This is a genomic window from Rudaea sp. 3F27F6 (genome assembly GCF_005503555.1).
Taxonomy (GTDB): domain Bacteria; phylum Pseudomonadota; class Gammaproteobacteria; order Xanthomonadales; family Rhodanobacteraceae; genus Rudaea.
Map to the genome: position 1 here is coordinate 116,130 of NZ_SCNG01000006.1, position 17,427 is coordinate 133,556.

The following is a 17,427-nucleotide window of genomic DNA, read 5'->3' on the forward strand; positions in this document are numbered from 1 at the left end:
CCGCACTGTCCGCCGCAGCGATGTCCGCGCCGCGCCATCGTCGGCGTTATTGGAGTTGCAGCATCCAATCACTTGCGGAGAAATCCATGAACGTTGCAGGGTCCACTCGTCGTATTCCGCGCACGCGCGTCTGGCTTGCGCGTTCGCTCGTCGCTCTCGCCGCCGCGACCGCGCTCAGCGCCGTCACCGCGCCGGCGGCGCATGCCGGCGTATTCGTCTCGGTCAACATCGCTCCGCCGGTACTGCCGGTCTACGCGCAGCCGGCGATCCCCGGGCCGGGCTATATCTGGACGCCGGGCTACTGGGCCTACGATCCGGTCAGCGGCTACTACTGGGTGCCCGGCACCTGGGTCATGCCGCCGTATACCGGCGCGTTGTGGACGCCGGGCTACTGGGGCTGGGGCGACGGCGCCTACGTCTTCCATGCCGGCTACTGGGGCATGCACGTCGGCTACTACGGCGGCATCAACTACGGTTTCGGCTACGTCGGCGTCGGCTACGCCGGCGGTTATTGGGGGCCGCACGGCTTCTACTACAACCGCGAGGTCAACCACATCACCAACGTCAACATCACCAACGTCTACAACAAGACTGTGGTGGTCAACAACGTCAACCGCGTGAGCTACAACGGCCCGGGCGGCATCAACGCGCGGCCGAACGCGGAAGAAATGCGCTACGAAGGCGAGAGACGCACGCCGGCCATCGCCGAGCAGGTGCGCCATCAGACGCTCGCGAGCCAGAACCAGGCGATGCGCGCCTCGGTGAACCACGGCACTCCGGCAATGGCGGCGACCGCGCGCCCCGGCGCCTTCGAGCGCTCGGCCAATCACACGGCGACGGGCGGCAATCCGACGGCGATGCGTTCGGCCAACTACGCACCGCGCTCGGGCCCCGGACCGCAGGCGAATTTCGCCGCGCGCAACGCGGCCCCGCATCCGGGTGCGCCGCAGGCGAACTACGCGCAGCACAACGGCGCGCCGCCGCATCCCGCGGCACCGATGGCACGCTCGGCTCCGCCGCAGCACGTCAACCAGGCGCCGCACCCGAACGCCGAACGCGCCGCGCCGCGTGCACCCGCGGGCCATGAAGCGAGATCCGAGCATCGCTGAGCGAAACCCGGCTGACACCGCTACGAGAGGCCGTCCTTGCGACGGCCTCTTCGTTTGTGCAGCGGCACGCCGGACCGCGTGCGGCTTGAGTTCATCGCACGCCGGGCCCATCATCTGCCTGCCATCGTTATCACGCTGCCGAACGCCTCATGCCCATCTACGAATACGCCGCCGTCGAGCAAGGCTGCGCTTACTGCGAGGCGCATTTCGACCTGCGCCAGAAACTCGACGAGGCCGAACTGACTGCATGCCCGCAATGCGGCGCGCCGGTCAGGCGCGTGCTCAGCGCGCCGAACGTGGCGATCGGCAATGCACACGTGCTCAAAGAGAGCAACGTCGAGTCGAAAGGCTTCACCCAGTATCGCCGTGCCGGCAAAGGCGTCTACGAGAAAACCGCAGGCAAAGGACCGAAGTACATCAGCGGCGATTAACGCGTCTTCCGTATACTGCGCTGCCTTCCGTCGTTCCTACGAATGACGGGCCAAAAGACTTTGCAGCCTGGAAACGCCATGCGCTTTTTGCCGACTCTTTGCGTTCTTTCCGCAATCCTGATGTGCGCGACCTCGTTCGCATCCGATACGGCCAGACTCACTTACCCCGCAGCTAAAAAGGACGCACAGACCGACACGTATCACGGCGTGCAAGTCGCCGATCCGTATCGCTGGCTGGAAAATCTCGATAGCGCCGAAACGCGCACCTGGATCAGCGCGGAAAACAAACTCACTTCGGGCTACCTCGATGCGATCCCCGGCCGCGACCGCATCAAGCAGCGCCTGTCCGAACTGTGGAATTACGAGCGCTACGGCGCGCCGCAGAAGTACGGCGAACGCTGGTTCTACACGCGCAATGACGGCCTGCAGAATCAGTCGGTGCTCTACGTCGCCGACTCGCTCGACGCGACGCCGCGCCCGCTGCTCGATCCGAACACCCTGTCCAAGGACGGCACGATCGCGCTCAAGCAATGGTCGGTCAGCGACGACGGCAAGTACGTCGCCTACGGCCTGTCCTCGGGCGGCTCCGATTGGGAGGAATGGCACGTGCTCGACGTCGACGCGGGCAAGCCGACCCAGGACGTGCTCAAGTGGGTGAAATTCTCGAATACGAGCTGGCGCCGCGACGGCACCGGCTTTTTCTACAGCCGCTACGATGAGCCGAAAAGCGATGCGCTCAAGGCCGCGAACAAGTTCCAGAAGCTGTATTTCCATCGTCTCGGCGAAGACCAGGACGAAGACCTGCTGATCTACGAGAATGCCGAGCAGCCCGACTGGCGCTTCCAGGCCGAGGTCAGTGACGACGGCCGCTGGCTGGTGATCAGCGTAAACCGCAGCACCGAGCCGAAGAACCTCGTGCTTTATCGCGACCTCGCCAAGCCGTATCGGCAGAAAGGCGAAAAGAAAGTCGTGTCGCAAGTCAGCGCGCCGGGGCCCAACGTGCGCAATATGCAGACGCGGAAGGTCAAGAGCCCGTCGGTGATCACGCCGGTGGAAACACTGATCGGCGATTGGAACGCCGCCTACGAATTTCTCGGCAACAGCAAGGGCACGCTCTACTTCCTCACCGACGCCGACGCGCCACGCTACCGCATCGTCGGCATCGACACCGGCAATCCGGCCAAGGCGAACTGGAAGGAAATCGTGCCGCAGGGCAAGGAGACCTTGCAGAACGCGCGCATCGTCAACCGCAGCTTCGTCGCCACTTATATGCAGGACGCGCACAGCGCCGTGCGCCTGTTCGATCTCAAGGGCAGCTCGCTCGGCGAAATCGCTCTACCGGGCCTGGGCGCGGCGGCGGGATTCAGCGGCCGGCCGCGTGATCAGGTGGCTTTCTATACTTTTTCCAGCTTCACCGCGCCAACCGCGATCTACCGTTACGACCTGAGCGCCGCGAGCGGCGGCGTATGGCGCGCGCCGAAAACCGCGTTCGACCCCAGCAGGTACGAGACTAAACAGGTATTCGCAACGAGCCGCGACGGCACGCGCGTGCCGGTGTTCGTGACTTCAAAGAAAAACCTGGCGCTGGACGGCAACAACCCGACGATCCTCTACGGCTACGGCGGCTTCAACATTCCGCTGCAGCCATCCTACTCCGCGGCTGTCGCCGCGTGGCTCGACCTCGGCGGCGTCTATGCGGTCGCCAACCTGCGCGGCGGCGGCGAATACGGCCGCGACTGGCACGAGGCCGGAATCAAGACGCACAAGCAGAACGTGTTCGACGATTTCATCGCCGCGGCCGAGTTCCTGGTCAAGCAGAAGTATACGGCGCCGGCCAAGCTCGCGATCCGCGGCGGCTCGAACGGCGGCCTGCTCGTCGCCGCGACCGAGTTGCAAAGACCCGAGCTGTTTGCCGCGGCGATCGCGCAGGTCGGCGTGCTCGATATGCTGCGCTTCCGCGACTTCACCATCGGCAAGGCCTGGGAATCGGACTATGGCTCGGTCGACAACGCCGACGAGTTCAAGGCGCTCTACGCTTACTCGCCGCTGCACAACGTCAAGCCGGGCACCGATTACCCGGCAACCCTGATTCTGACCGGCGACCACGACGACCGCGTCTTCCCCGCGCACAGTTTCAAATTCGCCGCAGCGATGCAGGCGGCAAATCTGCAAGGCAAGCCCAAACTGATCCGCATCGAGACGCGCGCCGGCCACGGCCAGGGCAAGCCGACCGCGATGCAGATCGACGAGGCGGCCGATGTCTACGCCTTCATTCTCAGCGCGATGGGCCTCGCGCGCTGAGCCGAAATGCGATCAGGCGGGGCGCATCGTGTCGGTCGCAATCGAGCGCCCGGTGATGCGGTCTCGCCAGCGCAGAATCGGCAGCTCGAAAAAATGGTAGACGAACGCGGCGCAGCCTATCGCCACGACGACGAAAATCACGGCGGCCAGAGCACATTGCGCCGGTGTCGACCATTTCCACGGCGAGAATTCCATCATGCAACGCATCACGCCGAGCTGGCACAGGTATAGCGAGTAGGACCACAGCGCAACTCGGCGCACGCACGAGCGCAGCGACTGCGGCAGTTGCGGACCGTGCCAGCCGGCAGCAAACGGCAGCAGAGCCGCGAGACTCGCGGAGACCAGATTGAACAGGAAAGTCCGGGCGAAGAAATTGTCGTCACGCGGCAGCAGAAGATAGGCCAGCGCAGAGACGGCGATACCGAAAAAACCTGCAATGGCGATGAGTCGGCAGCTGCGCATCGACATGCCGCGGACCGCATAGAACCAGACAGCGATCACGCCATAAATAAAGGCATCCAGGCGAACCAGCGCAACCTTGCGCACGCCCGCGTCCCAAGACGGGTCGTACCACAGCACGTAGCCGATGCGGATCGCGCTGATGAAGGCGATCGCGAGCAGAAGCCAAGCAACGAGACTGCCGCGCCAGCGCACGCTGCGGCCCAGCGCGAGTACGACCAGCGGTGCGATGAGATAGAACAATTCCTCGACCGACAGGCTCCACGCCTCAGGGAACAATTGAGGATGCGGCCAGGCGAAGTTCTGCATGAAAACCAGATACGCGGCGAACTGCGGCCAGTCCTCGTGTACCGCTCGATAGAGCACGATGTTGAGCGCAAGGAAAAGAAAGTAGTTCGGCAGCGTGCGCAGCCAGCGCCGGGTCCAGAAACGCTTCAATCGGAAACGGCCGCTGCGGAACTCGTCGATGAGGATGCCGCCGATCAGGAATCCACTCAGCACGAAAAAGAGTTCCACGCCGAGCTGGCCCGCCAGCCACCAGCCGTCGAGCGCGGAAGTCAGCGGCAGGAACATGAAGGTGGCATGGCCTCCGAGCACCAGCAGCACGGCCAGCGCACGCAACAGGTCGAGGCCGAAAACGCGCTCGCGAATCATCACGCTATTGTACACTTCGGCCAGCAAACCCCGGACTTCTGATGCGACATTCCACCAAGCTGCAGATCGACGCCAAGCCGCATTTTCCGCGTGTACATTCCGGCGATCGCTGCGCAACCCAGCACGAAATACCATGAGCGGCGGCACACGCAATTTCGGCCTCGATCTGATGCGAACGACGGCGAGCATCTGCGTCATGGTCATCGTCCACGGCAGCTTCTGGTTCTATCACCTCTGGCCCGACCAGCGCGATGTCTGGTATCTCGGTTCGATGGCGATGGACACGTTCTTCGTCCTCAGCGGATTCCTGATCGGCTGGATTCTGCTCGACATGGCCGGCTCCGGCCCCGGCTGGGTACGCCGGTTCTGGATGCGTCGCTGGATCCGCACCTTGCCGAACTACTATCTGTTCCTGCTGATCAACGTCGCCATCTGGTTATGGACGCAGGGACCCGTGCCGCAATGGCCGAAATACCTGGTTTTCGTGCAGAACCTGGCGTGGATACAGTCGCCGTTCTTCCCGGAATCGTGGAGTCTTGCGCTCGAAGAGGCGTTCTACCTCTGCGCCCCGTTGCTGCTCGTCGCCACCGCATTCGACCCGAGCAAACCGCAACGCACGCTGCGGATCTGTGCCACGGTGATCTTTCTCTCGATCGTCATGCGCACGCTATGGGTGGTATACACGAACCCGCAGTGGGACGATGGAGTGAAGAAGATCGTTCTGGCGCGCGGCGATGCGATCCTTTATGGCGTCTTCGCGGTGCAGTGGCTGCGCTATGCGAAGCCTTCGACGGACTTGCGCTGGCGCCTCGCCCTCGGCGGCGTGGCACTCGTCGTGATCGCGGCGCTGCTTTTCCACTACAGCAACGAAAATACGAGTGTGCTCGCGCGCGTCGCGCCGTTCGCCCTCAACGGTGCCGGTTTCGCCATGATGCTGCCCTATGTCTCCAACCTCGACGGCAATCGCGCTCCGGCCGTCGTACGCTTGGTCTGCAACCGCATCGCGGTCTGGTCGTATTCCTGGTATTTGACCCACTTGGCGGTAATGCGCATCATGCAGGCGCTGGTTCCGCAGAAATTCGGCTGGCTCGGCAGTAGCGTCGAGTTCGTGTTGTTCGTCGTGTTTGCGCTGATATGGGCGTGGGCGAACTACACCTTGTTCGAGAAGCCCGTATTGCGCTGGCGCGATCGGATACTCGGCGGCAGTGAATTCAAGTCGCTTAACCAAGAAAAGCCGGCGGCACAAGCCCAAGCCGAGCAGCCTTACAGACCCACAGCCGAGCATCCGTGAAAGCCTTGGCTTCCGCCGATGAACCGCTTCAGACCGTGTGACGTTTCACTATGCCGCAATACCTTCTCGATGCCTTGACCAATACGTGGACGATATTTCAATACGTCTGCCTGATTTACTGCGTCGGCATCGCCATCGAAACCCTGTTCTCGGCGGAAAAAGCGCAGCCGCTGCAGGCGATCGGCTTCAACATCGCGTACACCGCGCTGTTCCTGCTAATGACCAACCTGCTCGTGCCGCCGCTCAGCGAACTGATCAAGCCGCTGACCGATCGTTATGCGCTGGCCATTCCGATTTCGTTTCCGGACAGTTTCCTCGGCCAGTTGGGCCAGACCGTCTGCTTCTTCTTTATCCTCGATTTCTTCTACTACTGGTTCCACCGCTTCCAGCATGAGTGGCCGTGGTTCTGGTCGATGCACAAGATTCATCACTCCGAATACTCGCTCAACATCACTACGGGGAATCGCCATCATTGGCTTGAGGAAGCGTTTCGCGTCTTCTTTATCTGGCTGCCGATCGGTCTTCTGTTCAAGCAGAAGCCGGTGACGATAGGCTGGCTCTGGAGCCTGTTCCTGCTTTGGGGCTACTTCATCCATATGAATCTGCGCCTGCCGCTCGGTCCACTGACCACGATCGTGAACGGACCGCAGGCGCATCGGCTGCACCATTCCAATCTGCCCGAGCACCACGACCGCAACTACGCGGCGTTCTTCCCGGTGTTCGACATCGTGTTCGGCACTTTCTGCAAACCCAAGCGTGGCGAGTATCCGACGACCGGCCTCGACACCGGCGAAAATCTCAACGGGCTGCTGCGCGCCAGCACCGCCCCATTCACCGACTGGTACCGCCGAATCGTCGGGCTGTTCGCGAAAAAGACCCGCGACGATACGACCGACCACACCGCAACCTGAGCGCAGGCTCCGCTTTCGCAAGCGGGCATCCCGCTCCGGAGCGGGCACATGCATATGTTTGCGCGCTCGACGCTAAGCGGCCGGAATCGAATGGCCCGGCAAGCATGTGAAATATTTTCATGTTGAAATCACCGCGACTACCTTCAGTCCGCGGGCATCGATCGTGTGCCGGTCTTATACTCCGACGGAATATCACACCGAGGTTCGGCCATGATCTACAACAGCATTCTCGACACCGTAGGCCGCACGCCGATCGTGCGCATCAACCGCCTGGCACCGGCCGGGGTGGAGATGTACGTCAAAGTCGAAGCGTTCAACCCGGGCGGCAGCGTCAAAGACCGCCTCGCCCTTGCGATCATCCTCGATGCCGAAGCCAAGGGCACGCTCAAGCCGGGCCAGACCGTGGTCGAGGCAACGAGCGGCAATACCGGCGTCGCGCTCGCGATGGTCTGCGCGGCCAGAGGTTATCCATTCGTTGCCTTCATGACCGAAACTTTCTCCGTCGAACGGCGCAAGCTGATGCGTGCGTTCGGCGCCAAGGTGATCCTGACGCCGGCCGCGGCACGCGGAAGCGGCATGGTCGCCGCGGCGCGCGAATACGCCGAGAAGCACGGCGCCTTCCTCGCCCGCCAGTTCGAGAACGAAGCCAATCCCTCGTTCCATCGCAATACCACCGGCGCGGAAATCATCCAGGATTTTGCCGGCAAGCGGCTCGACTGGTTCGTCACGGGCTGGGGCACAGGCGGCACCGCGACCGGCGCGGGCGAAATCATCCGCCTCGCGCGACCGGACACCAAGATCGTGCTGACCGAGCCGGCGACCGCCGCACTCGTCTCGGGCCAGGAGTGGAAGCCGCACAAGATTCAGGGCTGGACGCCGGACTTCGTTCCGGCCGTACTCAACAAGAACGTCGCTCACCAGATTCTGCCGGTCGACGAAGTGCTTGCACGCGACACCGCGCGCGCGCTGGCCAAGAGCGAAGGCATCTTCTGCGGCATTTCCTCCGGCGGCACTTTCGCTGCGGCGCTCGAAGTCGCCAAGCAGGCGAAGCAGGGCGACGTGATTCTCGCCATGCTGCCCGACACGGGCGAGCGCTATCTTTCGACCTTCCTGTTCGAGGGCGTCAACGAAGGCTCGGACGAAGCGTAACGACCGCGCATCGATCTCGCGACCGCACGGCAGCCTTCACGCTGCCGCGCACTTCTTCACCGTTTCCCAGGTGCGCGTCGTCAGTTCGGTGCCGAAAGTTTTTTCGATCAAGTTCATGAAGACGGGATTGCCCGCCTGCGGGACATAGGCGGTGAAGATTTCCTCCGCGCCGATCTTCAAGATGCGAGCACCCCGCACCTCCGCAGGCAAGGCCGGAGGTGACGCGAGCGGCGCACGCAGGAACGTCACCACCCGTTTCGCATTCGCCGGCAAGCGGAAGGCTGCATAGGGGTCGGCTTCGATCAACTCGCGCAGAGCAATGCTCGATCGGACGATCGTGCGGAACGTCCGGTCGAGATTCTTCGCCATCGCCGCCTCGATCCTGCGGGCCAAGGCGGCTTCGGATCCGGCACGCGCGTCGAACGCCACGTTGCCGCTGGAAAGCAGGGTTTTGACCGCGCCGAAGCCCGCGTTCTCGAAGCAGCTTTTCAGCTCCGGCATCTTGGCGTTCATCGGGCTTACGCCGCGCAGGAAGGCTACATAACGAGGCATCGAAATCTCCTAAGCGGGCTCGGACGCGATGCAGCCGCTCACTCCATCTGCCGCATGCGCCAGCCGCGCACCATGCCGTAGATGCTGATTGCGACCCATACGGTTTCGACGATGAACGCCGACAAGTTGAAATTGTAGATCAGCGACAACACCACGGCTGCGGCGCCGACGGCATTCATCGCCTGATAGATGAAACCGGTGCCGTGCAGTTTTCCGGCCTGCAACAGGAAGAAGGCGGTCAAGGTGACGACGACGCCGAACATTCCCACCCAATCGTGCCACTGCATTTTGTGCTCCTCATTTGGCCAGGACGCGATACATCGCGCCCGATTTCCGCGTGGGCAAAAGATCGAGCATCAAGCTCGATGAATCGGATTGCTACGAACGCTGGCGCAAGGCCTCGAACAAGGCCACGCCGGTCGCGACCGAGACGTTGAGGCTTTCCACCCCACCCTTCATCGGAATCTTCGCCAAAAAATCGCAAGCCTCGCTCGTCAACCTACGCATGCCCTCGCCTTCGCTGCCCATAACGATGCCGAGCGGGCCTTTCAGGTCGAGCTTATAGAAATCCTGCGCCGATTCGCCCGCCAGGCCGACCAGCCAGACGCCTTGTTCCTTGAGCGCCTTGAGCGTGCGCGCGAGATTGGTCACGGCAAAGAAGGCGACACGATCGGCCGCGCCACTCGACGCACGACGCACAGTCGGCGTGATGCCCGCAGCGCGGTCCTTCGGCACGACGACCGCGGTGACGGCGGCCGCTTCCGCGCTGCGCAGGCAGGCGCCGAGATTGTGCGGATCGGTCACGCCGTCGAGCACGAGGATCAAGGTGTCCTTCTGTGCCTTTTCCACGAGCTCGTACAGTTCGCTCTCGGTCCGCGGCGGCGGTGCGCGGTAGCGTGCGACCGCGCCTTGATGGCGCGCGCCGCCGGTCATGCGATCGAGCGCTTCGCGCGGACGCGCGTGCGGCTTCAAGCCGAGTTCGCGCGCCTTCTCCGAGAGCTCCTTGATGCGCGCATTGCTGCTGTCGGACTCGAAATAGAGTTCGAGGATGTTCTTCGGATCATTGCTCAACGCGGCATCGATCGAATGGATGCCGAACAAAAGTTCACCGCTCATTTGCGTTTCTTCTTCCCGGGTTTGACCGAATCGCGCGTTTCGACTGCGACATCGGGCGCTTTCGTTTCCTGCTTCTGCACCAGCCTGAAATCGATCTTGCGATCCTCCATGCTTGCGCGCAGCACCTGGACGCGCACTGCGTCGCCGAGACGGAACTGCAGGCCGCGCCGCTCGCCGCCGAGCAGATGCCGTACCGGATCGAAATGATAGTAGTCGTTCGGCAGCTGCGTGATGTGCACCAGGCCCGACACCTGCGATTCGGTCAGCTCGACGAACAGGCCGAACGAAGTAACGCCGGAGACGATGCCGTCGAACTCGCTGCCGACATGTTTTTCCATCCACGCGCACTTGTAGCGTTCATCGACGTCGCGCTCGGCTTCGTCGGCGCGGCGCTCGTTGTGCGAGCAATGCGTGCCGAGGCTGGTTATGTCGTTCGCGCTGTATGTGTAGTCCTTGGCCTTGCCGTGTGCAAGCGCATGGCGGATCGCCCGATGCACGAGCAGATCGGGGTAGCGCCGGATCGGCGAAGTGAAATGCGCGTAGTGTTCCAGCGCGAGGCCGAAATGCCCCGAGTCCTGCGGGCTGTAGACCGCAAGCGACTGCGAGCGCAGCAACACCGACTGGATCAGGCCCGCATCGGGGCGCTTCTTGATCTGCTTGAGCAGGTTCGAGAAATCCTTCGGCTCGACCTCGGCGTGCGGCGGCATGCGCAGGCCGAACTCGAGCAGGAACTCCTGCAGATCCTCGTACTTCGACTCGGGCGGCGGCGCATGCACGCGAAACAACGCGGGCACCTTGGCTTGGTCGAGGAACTTCGCCGCTTCAACGTTCGCCGCGATCATGCACTCTTCGATGAGCTTGTGTGCATCGTTGCGCGGCTCGGCGCCGAGCTGCACCACCTCGCCCGACGCGGCGAGACGGAACTTCACCTCGGTACTTTCGAAATCAATTGCACCGCGGCGTTCGCGCGCCTTGGCGAGTATTTGATAGAGCTGATGCAGGGTCTCAAGCTGCGGCAGCAGATCGGCCAGCTCGGCGCGTGCATCTGCGTCTTTCTCGCCGAGCGCTTGCCAGACGCGCGTGTAGGTCAGGCGCGCATGCGAACGCATGATCGCCTGATAGAACTTCGCTTTCGCCACCTCACCCGAATAGCCGACCTGCATATCGCAAACCATGCACAGTCGCTCGACCTTCGGATTGAGTGAGCAGATGCCGTTCGACAACGTCTCGGGCAGCATCGGCACGACATAGCCCGGGAAATACACCGACGTCGAGCGTTTCTGCGCTTCGTCGTCGAGCGCGGTGCCGGGGCGCACGTAATGCGACACGTCGGCAATCGCCACGACGAGGCGGAATCCGCCCGGAGTCTTCTCGGCATAGACCGCGTCGTCGAAGTCGCGCGCGTCTTCACCGTCGATGGTCACCAACGGCAGCTTGCGCAAATCCACCCTGCCCTTGATCTCTTCCTTGGCGACCTGCGGTTCGACCTGCGCGGCTTCGCGCAGCGTCTTGTCGGGGAACTCCGACGGCAGGCCGTGGCCAGCGATCGCCATCTCGACGATGATCGAGGGCGTCAGCCGCTCGCCGAGCACGCTGACCACTTCGCCGATCGGACCACGCTGCGCGGTCGGCGGCTGGGTGATCTCGGCGACGACAATCTGGCCGGAGCGCGCACCGCGATCCTTGCCGGGCGGAATCAAAATGTCCTGGTGCATGCGCCGATCGTCCGGCGCGACGACGACAATGCCGTTCTCGATCACGATGCGACCGACCAGACGCGTCACGCGCCGTTCCAGCACTTCGCAGATGGCGCCCTGCTTGCGCCCGCGCCGGTCGACGCCGACGATGCTGATCAGGGCGCGGTCGCCGTGCAGCACCTTGCGCATCTCCGCCGGCGAAATATAGATGTCGTCGCCGCCAGCATCGGGACGCAGGAAACCAAAACCCTCGGCATTCGCGATCACCGACCCCGGAATCAGGTCGAGCTTGGAGGCAACGCCGTAGGCACCGCGACGGTTCTGCAGCAATTGCCCGTCGCGCAGCATGGCGGCGAGGCGCTTGGTCAGCGCCTCGACATCGCGCGGATGCTTCAGTCCCAGCCCGCGCGCGAGATTTTCCGCGGTGAGCAGCTGACCATGCTCGCCGAGAAACGCGAGAATCGCCTCGCGGCTCGGTATCGGGAATTCGTAGCGCTGCGCCTCGCGCTCGATATGCGGATCGGCGGCCGTCCGGGCTTTCGGCGACTTCTTCGCCGGCAGTTTCGGCGGCGCCGGACGGTCGGGTTTCGCGAGCGCAACGGCGCCGCGCTTCGGCGCTTTTTCCGACGTGGGCTTGTTCACTTGCACAGGAGGAAACTCGGGCAGAAACCCGGGGCGCTTCGATGCCGTTTTTTTGCCGCGACTCGCGGACGGCCCGGCGCTGGCCACATCAGGCAGCCAACCGGGCAACTTTGTATTCGTTGTGCCGCGTTTTGCCGCGGCAGGATTTTTCTTCTTCAAAAGATTCTCTTAGATCTGGCTTCGCCGGGCTCGGCCCGGACGCGAAGCGGTGGTTGAAACAAGTTCCGTGGCGCTGCGTTCACCCGCCAAGCGGGCGATCTTCGCCGGGAACGAAAGAAATATGGCCGCCATTATAGGCCGAACGTTGACACCCGCGCGGAGGAGCGGTATCTTGCGCGGCCCTCGCAGGGCAAAGCCCGCGAGCGCACCTAGCCCAGGTGGCGGAATTGGTAGACGCACTAGTTTCAGGTACTAGCGGGTAAAACCGTGGAGGTTCGAGTCCTCTCCTGGGCACCAACAGTCAGTCCAGAGCAGTCCAACGACATCTGGAAGCTCTCTCGAAAGCCCGCTCTCATGCGGGTTTTTTGTTTTCTGGCGCATCTCTCAGCACTACCAGGAAGCTTCCGTCGCATTGCACGAAATCCGCGTGGATACGTTGCCGCGCTTGCCCTCGCCACTTGTCATTGCAAGCGCGAGTCAGACCTGGGCGTCCCGTCGCTAGACGCACGCGGCCTGTCCTTCTTCTCGATGCTGCCACCGAAAATGCGGGCTGAGCCCGCACTCTCCGTCACTTGATCAACAAATCCTGTTCTTTCTTGCCGGCTTTGATGGCCGCCAGGAACCAGCGCGGGCGCTTTCCGCGCCCCGACCATGTCTGCGAGGCATCGGCAGGATTGCGATACTTCAGCGCAGCTGGCCGTCTCACCTTCCCTTTGCGGGCGCTGCCAAACAACTCGTCCAGAGTGAGCCCTTCCGCTTTGAGCAATGCGAGAATTTTCTCTCGCGCTTTTGCAATGCTCTCCCTTGCAACCTCCAATTTTCTCTGTTCTGCTTTCTCGATAAGCTCGGCAAGCTGCTTGTGATTGAGAGATTTCAGATCAATTGCCATAAGGTCCTCCGTCTTTCCGAGAGATAAATCTCCAAACTATGGGTCGAGGGCACAAGTGTGAGCGTCACACTAAATGAAGCAGTATGCTTATTTTTCCCCAAATCCATTCTTTCATAACAACAGGCAGTGAATTTTTTACAACACAGGGGACTGAATTTGGATTCGTGATCAATGATTTATGTCGGCATCTGCGATCCGTCCGAACGGACGGTTACTGCCGTTCTTGCACGCGCCTGAAACAGACAACCGATGGCACCGGAAATTTTTCATCTAAAAATAAACGGCTCGCCAACGGATATTTAATAGACGATTGAGAAAATACTGCGCAGCTTTCCATATGCACGCCCTGATTAAGCAGCCCAATAGGCGCCGCTCGTCTTCATCAACCAGTTCAAGATGCTTTCGGTTTAGGGGAACACGTTGCTCCTAGGTGCTGTTCGGAGTTTGCGGAAATCGTTTGAACTGCCGACTCGCCTGCGGTACTGACTCGTAGTGAGCCTCCGGTTTAATTTCATGCAGTTCCACATAATGAATTACCGTTGCTCTCTACAGCCTGAGGCCCCCACTCTGCCCACCACATAAACTCAACGTGGCGGCTGCCGCCGAGCCCGGCACGCCTATTGCCATACCACCTACTCGCGTGAATCGTGCCGCACTACTGCGCGCTTGCCGCTCGCAATTTCTGTCGGAATCGTTATGATGCGGCGGGTCAACGATGCGTTAGCTTCCAGGGGGATTCAAATGCATATCTGGCGCGCGAGCCTTTGCGTGCTCTTTTTCGTGTGCGCGATTGCTCGTGCCCAAACCGCCGTTTTCGCAGCAGTCTCGATGCCACTGGCGGGACAGCACGCTGTCCACGCAGTCGATATTTCGATCTCGCCAAGCGGCTTGGTCGATGTCGGCGGCAACTGCATTGGCTGCGCGCGCAGCATCGATTTCGTCGGCACGCCGAACACACACGCGACCGATGAGCAATTCCCACCGAACTTGACTGACGAGGGCGGCAGCGACAACGCGCTCGGCTCGTTCGCCGCGGTCATTTCCAAGCCGATGGCTATGCCCGCGCTGTCGGATTGCCTGGCACCGCTCAATGGCCTACGGCATCGCGACCGTATGCCCCGACTGCACGCTTAGTTCACAGCATCCACCGACCTAACGGTTTCTTCCTTGCCTCGCCGAATACCGGAGAACTTACGATGACTGCCCTATTCCAACGCCCTTCGATGTTGACGCTTGCCATCACCGCTGCTTTGACCTTTGCCAACGCGTCCGCACAGGATGTCGCAGTCACGCCGCCGAGCGGCGGCGGTTTCGTCGTCAAGGACAGCAGCGGCAATGCAGTCCGTTTTCGTATCGATGCAAGCGGCAATCTGATCCTGCCCGGTCTCGGCGGTGCGGCTCAGCAAGGCGCATTGGTCTGCTTCAACTCGGCGACCGGAACGCTAGGCCCCTGTGTTCCCGGCACGGGAGCGGGTAACGGGCCTGCCGGTCCGACCGGCGCTACCGGTCCCGCCGGATCGACCGGTCCGACAGGTGCAACCGGCGCAGGAGCGACAGGTGCGACCGGCGCCACGGGACCGATCGGTGCAACAGGACCGATCGGTGCAACCGGGCCCGTGGGACCGACCGGAGCGGGCGGAACCGGCAGCGTTGGTCCGACCGGCGCAACAGGGCCGATCGGTGCAACCGGTCCTGCCGGGCCGACGGGCGCCGGCGGAACCGGCAGCGTCGGCCCTACTGGCCCGACCGGACCCAATGGCGCAGCCGGAGCGACCGGTCCGACCGGGCCACAGGGTATTCAGGGCATTCAAGGTGTCACTGGACCCACAGGCGCAACGGGTACGACAGGTGCAACAGGCGCGGCCGGCTTGGTCTATCAAGGCGTGTGGAATAGCGCAACGGGCTACGCAATGAACGATGTCGTGTCCCATAACGGATCGAGCTACGTTGCAGCGACGAACAATTTCAATAATGCGCCCGACTCCAACCCCACGGTATGGAGTGTTCTGGCGCAACAGGGAGCAACCGGTGCGACGGGCGCGGTCGGGCAAACGGGTGCAGCGGGTCCGGCGGGCACGATTGGCGCAACCGGTGCGACGGGACCCGTTGGAACGGCAGGCTCGGCCGGGGCAACCGGTCCTACTGGAGCAACCGGCGCGCAGGGTACGACGGGCCAAGTCGGCCCGCAGGGTCCGCAAGGACCCGCAGGCGTTTCGGGTTCGGGTGCCGTTTACGGGGACGGCTCTGCCGGCGCGCTGACCGTCAGCGGCATCACCGACTTCAGCCAGCTTTTGTCGAATTACAACTTCCAGTTCACGACGATCAACATTAATGCCGGCGCTACCCTGATCGTGCCAAGTGGGATGGTGCTGCGCGCGACCGGCAATTGCACAATCAACGGCACCATCGTCGTGTTGAACGGTGCGCAGACCAGCAACAACGGCACGGCGACCCTCGGTATCGGCTCGGCCATCCCGGGCTCACCGTTCGGCGGCATCGGATCGAATGTGTCTCAAGCTGGGCAGATCTCGAAATCCATTCTCGGCGGCGGTAGTGGCGCGCGTTCGACGTCGGTCACCAGCGGCTCGGCCGGCGGTGGTTCGGTCTCGATGCTATGCGGTGGTATCTACACGCTCGGTGCCGCGGGCGCCATCAACGTCAATGGTCAAAACGGTGTCGCGGCGACCGGAACCGGCACGGTGGGCGGCGCTGGCGGCGGCGCTGGTGGCTTTGTCGCGATCGCCGGCAAGACCAGCATCACCGTCAACGGCACCATTCTCGCCAACGGCGGTACGGGCGCGAACGGCTTCAGTTCGGCAGGCAACAACGCGCTTGGCGGCGGTGGCGGTGGCGGCGGTGTCGTGCACTTCTTCTCGCCGTCTACGCCAGTCGTCGGCGGCAGCGTGCAGGTCAACGGCGGATCGGCAGGTAGCGCCAGCGGTGGCACCGGCACTACTCCCGCGTTTGGCGGTGGCAGCAGCGGCGGCAATGGCGGCAATGGCGGCAGCACAACGGTCACCGCGACCGGTGGTTCCAACGGCTATATCTTGACGACGATTGTGAGCAGCCCGGAAAACTTCTTCCTCTAAGGCACGTTCGGCTCTCGCTTCGCATGCAAAAGCCCCCGAATCGGGGGCTTTTCTTTTGCCGGCGCGTACCGATGAACTGTGCCCTGGCGCAGTTGCAATATCAGATCACTCAGTGTCTGTGATCACGGCGAACCAGCGGTCGGATCGGCCTCGTGCATTTGAATCTCGCGCGCGCGAAATGCCTCGATCTGCGCCGCGGCTACATCTTTTTCGACAACGATGTGGCTGATCGCGTCGAGTTCGACAACCTGGTAGGCGGACAGCGCGCCCAGTTTGTCGGTGGTGACGACCACGGCGGTCTCGCTGCTGACTTCGATCATTCTTCGTTTGAACAGCGCTTCCTCGCTGTCCGTTGCCCATAATCCGTATTCCGCATCGACGGCGCAGGCGCCCGGGAAACACAGATCTGCTCGCAGGCGTCGAAGCTGCTCCAACGCCTGCGCGCCGATCACGGCGCCGATGCGGGGTTCCATGCGGCCGCCGATCATGAGGATCTCGAATCCTTCGCGTGCCATCAGGCATTGGGCGATGTCCGGGGCGTTGGTCACCACGGTCAATTGCTGCCTTTCTGGCAACGCGGTCGCGATAGCGTAGTTGGTAGAGCCGGCATCGAGCAGCAGCACTTGGCCCGGCCGCACCAACTTGACCGCAGCACGCGCAAGCGCTTGCTTGCGTGCCGAGTTTTCTTCGCGGCGTTGCGGGAGCGGCGCGAACGCGGGTGTCGGCAGCAAGGCGCCGCCGTAGACGCGGCGGCACACCCCCTGCGCGGCCAGCTTATGCAGATCGCGTCGGATGGAGTCCTCGGACACTCCGAACAACGCGGCAAGTTCGGTCGCCGTCACGCGGCCATGTTCGCGTAGCCGATCCAAGATGGCTTGTTGGCGTTCCTGCGGAAGCGTTTCGGCCGAGGTACTCATATGGCGCCGCTCCTATGCGGAGATGTGTCTACCAGTTTGCAGCATTGTACGCGTTTGAGCG

At 62.5% G+C, this 17,427-nt stretch carries 15 protein-coding genes and 1 tRNA gene; 9 read left to right on the forward strand and 7 right to left on the reverse strand.

Annotated features, from left to right (window positions below):
- Nucleotides 1-86 precede the first annotated feature (86 nt).
- The 3 genes from FFS30_RS20255 (at nucleotide 87) to FFS30_RS20265 (ending at nucleotide 3,841) form a co-directional block, all read left to right on the forward strand.
- Nucleotides 87-1,109 (forward strand): YXWGXW repeat-containing protein, encoded by a 1,023-nt coding sequence (locus FFS30_RS20255; protein WP_137915025.1) that lies wholly within the window; start codon nucleotides 87-89, stop codon nucleotides 1,107-1,109.
- Nucleotides 1,110-1,258: 149 nt separating this feature from the next.
- Nucleotides 1,259-1,540 carry a zinc ribbon domain-containing protein gene (locus tag FFS30_RS20260; protein WP_137915026.1) on the forward strand — a complete coding sequence of 94 codons (282 nt, stop codon included), beginning with the start codon at nucleotides 1,259-1,261 and terminating at the stop codon, nucleotides 1,538-1,540.
- Between the two features lie 78 nt (nucleotides 1,541-1,618).
- Nucleotides 1,619-3,841, forward strand: a complete 2,223-nt coding sequence (locus FFS30_RS20265; RefSeq protein WP_137915027.1) for a prolyl oligopeptidase family serine peptidase — start codon at nucleotides 1,619-1,621, stop codon at nucleotides 3,839-3,841.
- A gap of 12 nt (nucleotides 3,842-3,853) precedes the next feature.
- Here FFS30_RS20265 and FFS30_RS20270 read toward each other — a convergent pair whose 3' ends face one another.
- Nucleotides 3,854-4,954 (reverse strand): acyltransferase, encoded by a 1,101-nt coding sequence (locus FFS30_RS20270; protein WP_171014759.1) that lies wholly within the window; start codon nucleotides 4,952-4,954, stop codon nucleotides 3,854-3,856.
- Between the two features lie 133 nt (nucleotides 4,955-5,087).
- Here FFS30_RS20270 and FFS30_RS20275 point away from each other — a divergent pair, with 133 nt between their 5' ends.
- The 3 genes from FFS30_RS20275 to cysK all read left to right on the forward strand — a co-directional run bounded on the left by FFS30_RS20275 (nucleotide 5,088) and on the right by cysK (nucleotide 8,305).
- Nucleotides 5,088-6,245 (forward strand): acyltransferase, encoded by a 1,158-nt coding sequence (locus FFS30_RS20275; RefSeq protein ID WP_171014760.1) that lies wholly within the window; start codon nucleotides 5,088-5,090, stop codon nucleotides 6,243-6,245.
- A gap of 50 nt (nucleotides 6,246-6,295) precedes the next feature.
- Nucleotides 6,296-7,156, forward strand: a complete 861-nt coding sequence (locus FFS30_RS20280; protein WP_137915030.1) for a sterol desaturase family protein — start codon at nucleotides 6,296-6,298, stop codon at nucleotides 7,154-7,156.
- Between the two features lie 210 nt (nucleotides 7,157-7,366).
- Complete coding sequence (cysK, locus tag FFS30_RS20285; RefSeq protein WP_137915031.1) at nucleotides 7,367-8,305, forward strand: cysteine synthase A; 939 nt, start codon at nucleotides 7,367-7,369, stop codon at nucleotides 8,303-8,305.
- 36 nt (nucleotides 8,306-8,341) lie between these two features.
- Here the strand turns inward: cysK and FFS30_RS20290 are convergent, their stop codons facing one another.
- The 4 genes from FFS30_RS20290 to rnr all read right to left on the reverse strand — a co-directional run bounded on the left by FFS30_RS20290 (nucleotide 8,342) and on the right by rnr (nucleotide 12,471).
- Complete coding sequence (locus FFS30_RS20290) at nucleotides 8,342-8,857, reverse strand: DUF1697 domain-containing protein (RefSeq protein ID WP_137915032.1); 516 nt, start codon at nucleotides 8,855-8,857, stop codon at nucleotides 8,342-8,344.
- A gap of 38 nt (nucleotides 8,858-8,895) precedes the next feature.
- On the reverse strand, nucleotides 8,896-9,144 hold the full coding sequence (locus tag FFS30_RS20295; RefSeq protein ID WP_249352566.1) for a hypothetical protein: 249 nt from the start codon (nucleotides 9,142-9,144) through the stop codon (nucleotides 8,896-8,898).
- 91 nt (nucleotides 9,145-9,235) lie between these two features.
- Nucleotides 9,236-9,973, reverse strand: a complete 738-nt coding sequence (gene rlmB, locus FFS30_RS20300; RefSeq protein ID WP_137915033.1) for a 23S rRNA (guanosine(2251)-2'-O)-methyltransferase RlmB — start codon at nucleotides 9,971-9,973, stop codon at nucleotides 9,236-9,238.
- Nucleotides 9,970-12,471, reverse strand: a complete 2,502-nt coding sequence (rnr, locus tag FFS30_RS20305) for a ribonuclease R (protein ID WP_137915034.1) — start codon at nucleotides 12,469-12,471, stop codon at nucleotides 9,970-9,972. Before rnr ends, rlmB begins: the two co-directional genes overlap by 4 nt.
- Before the next feature lie 212 nt (nucleotides 12,472-12,683).
- Here rnr and FFS30_RS20310 point away from each other — a divergent pair.
- Nucleotides 12,684-12,768: transfer RNA gene (locus FFS30_RS20310), tRNA-Leu, on the forward strand.
- Between the two features lie 271 nt (nucleotides 12,769-13,039).
- On the opposite strand, the gene FFS30_RS20315 is transcribed toward FFS30_RS20310, so the two are convergent.
- Nucleotides 13,040-13,360, reverse strand: a complete 321-nt coding sequence (locus tag FFS30_RS20315; RefSeq protein ID WP_137915035.1) for an H-NS histone family protein — start codon at nucleotides 13,358-13,360, stop codon at nucleotides 13,040-13,042.
- A 741-nt stretch (nucleotides 13,361-14,101) separates the two neighbouring features.
- Here FFS30_RS20315 and FFS30_RS20320 point away from each other — a divergent pair.
- Nucleotides 14,102-14,494: a hypothetical protein gene (locus FFS30_RS20320; RefSeq protein WP_137915036.1), complete on the forward strand. Its 393-nt coding sequence runs from the start codon at nucleotides 14,102-14,104 to the stop codon at nucleotides 14,492-14,494.
- 62 nt (nucleotides 14,495-14,556) lie between these two features.
- Complete coding sequence (locus FFS30_RS24470) at nucleotides 14,557-16,449, forward strand: hypothetical protein (RefSeq protein WP_283235234.1); 1,893 nt, start codon at nucleotides 14,557-14,559, stop codon at nucleotides 16,447-16,449.
- Nucleotides 16,450-16,571: 122 nt separating this feature from the next.
- Here the strand turns inward: FFS30_RS24470 and FFS30_RS24475 are convergent, their stop codons facing one another.
- A complete protein-coding gene (locus FFS30_RS24475) occupies nucleotides 16,572-17,366 on the reverse strand; it encodes a DeoR/GlpR family DNA-binding transcription regulator (protein ID WP_137915037.1) in 795 nt (264 codons plus the stop codon).
- Between the last annotated feature and the right edge of the window lie 61 nt (nucleotides 17,367-17,427).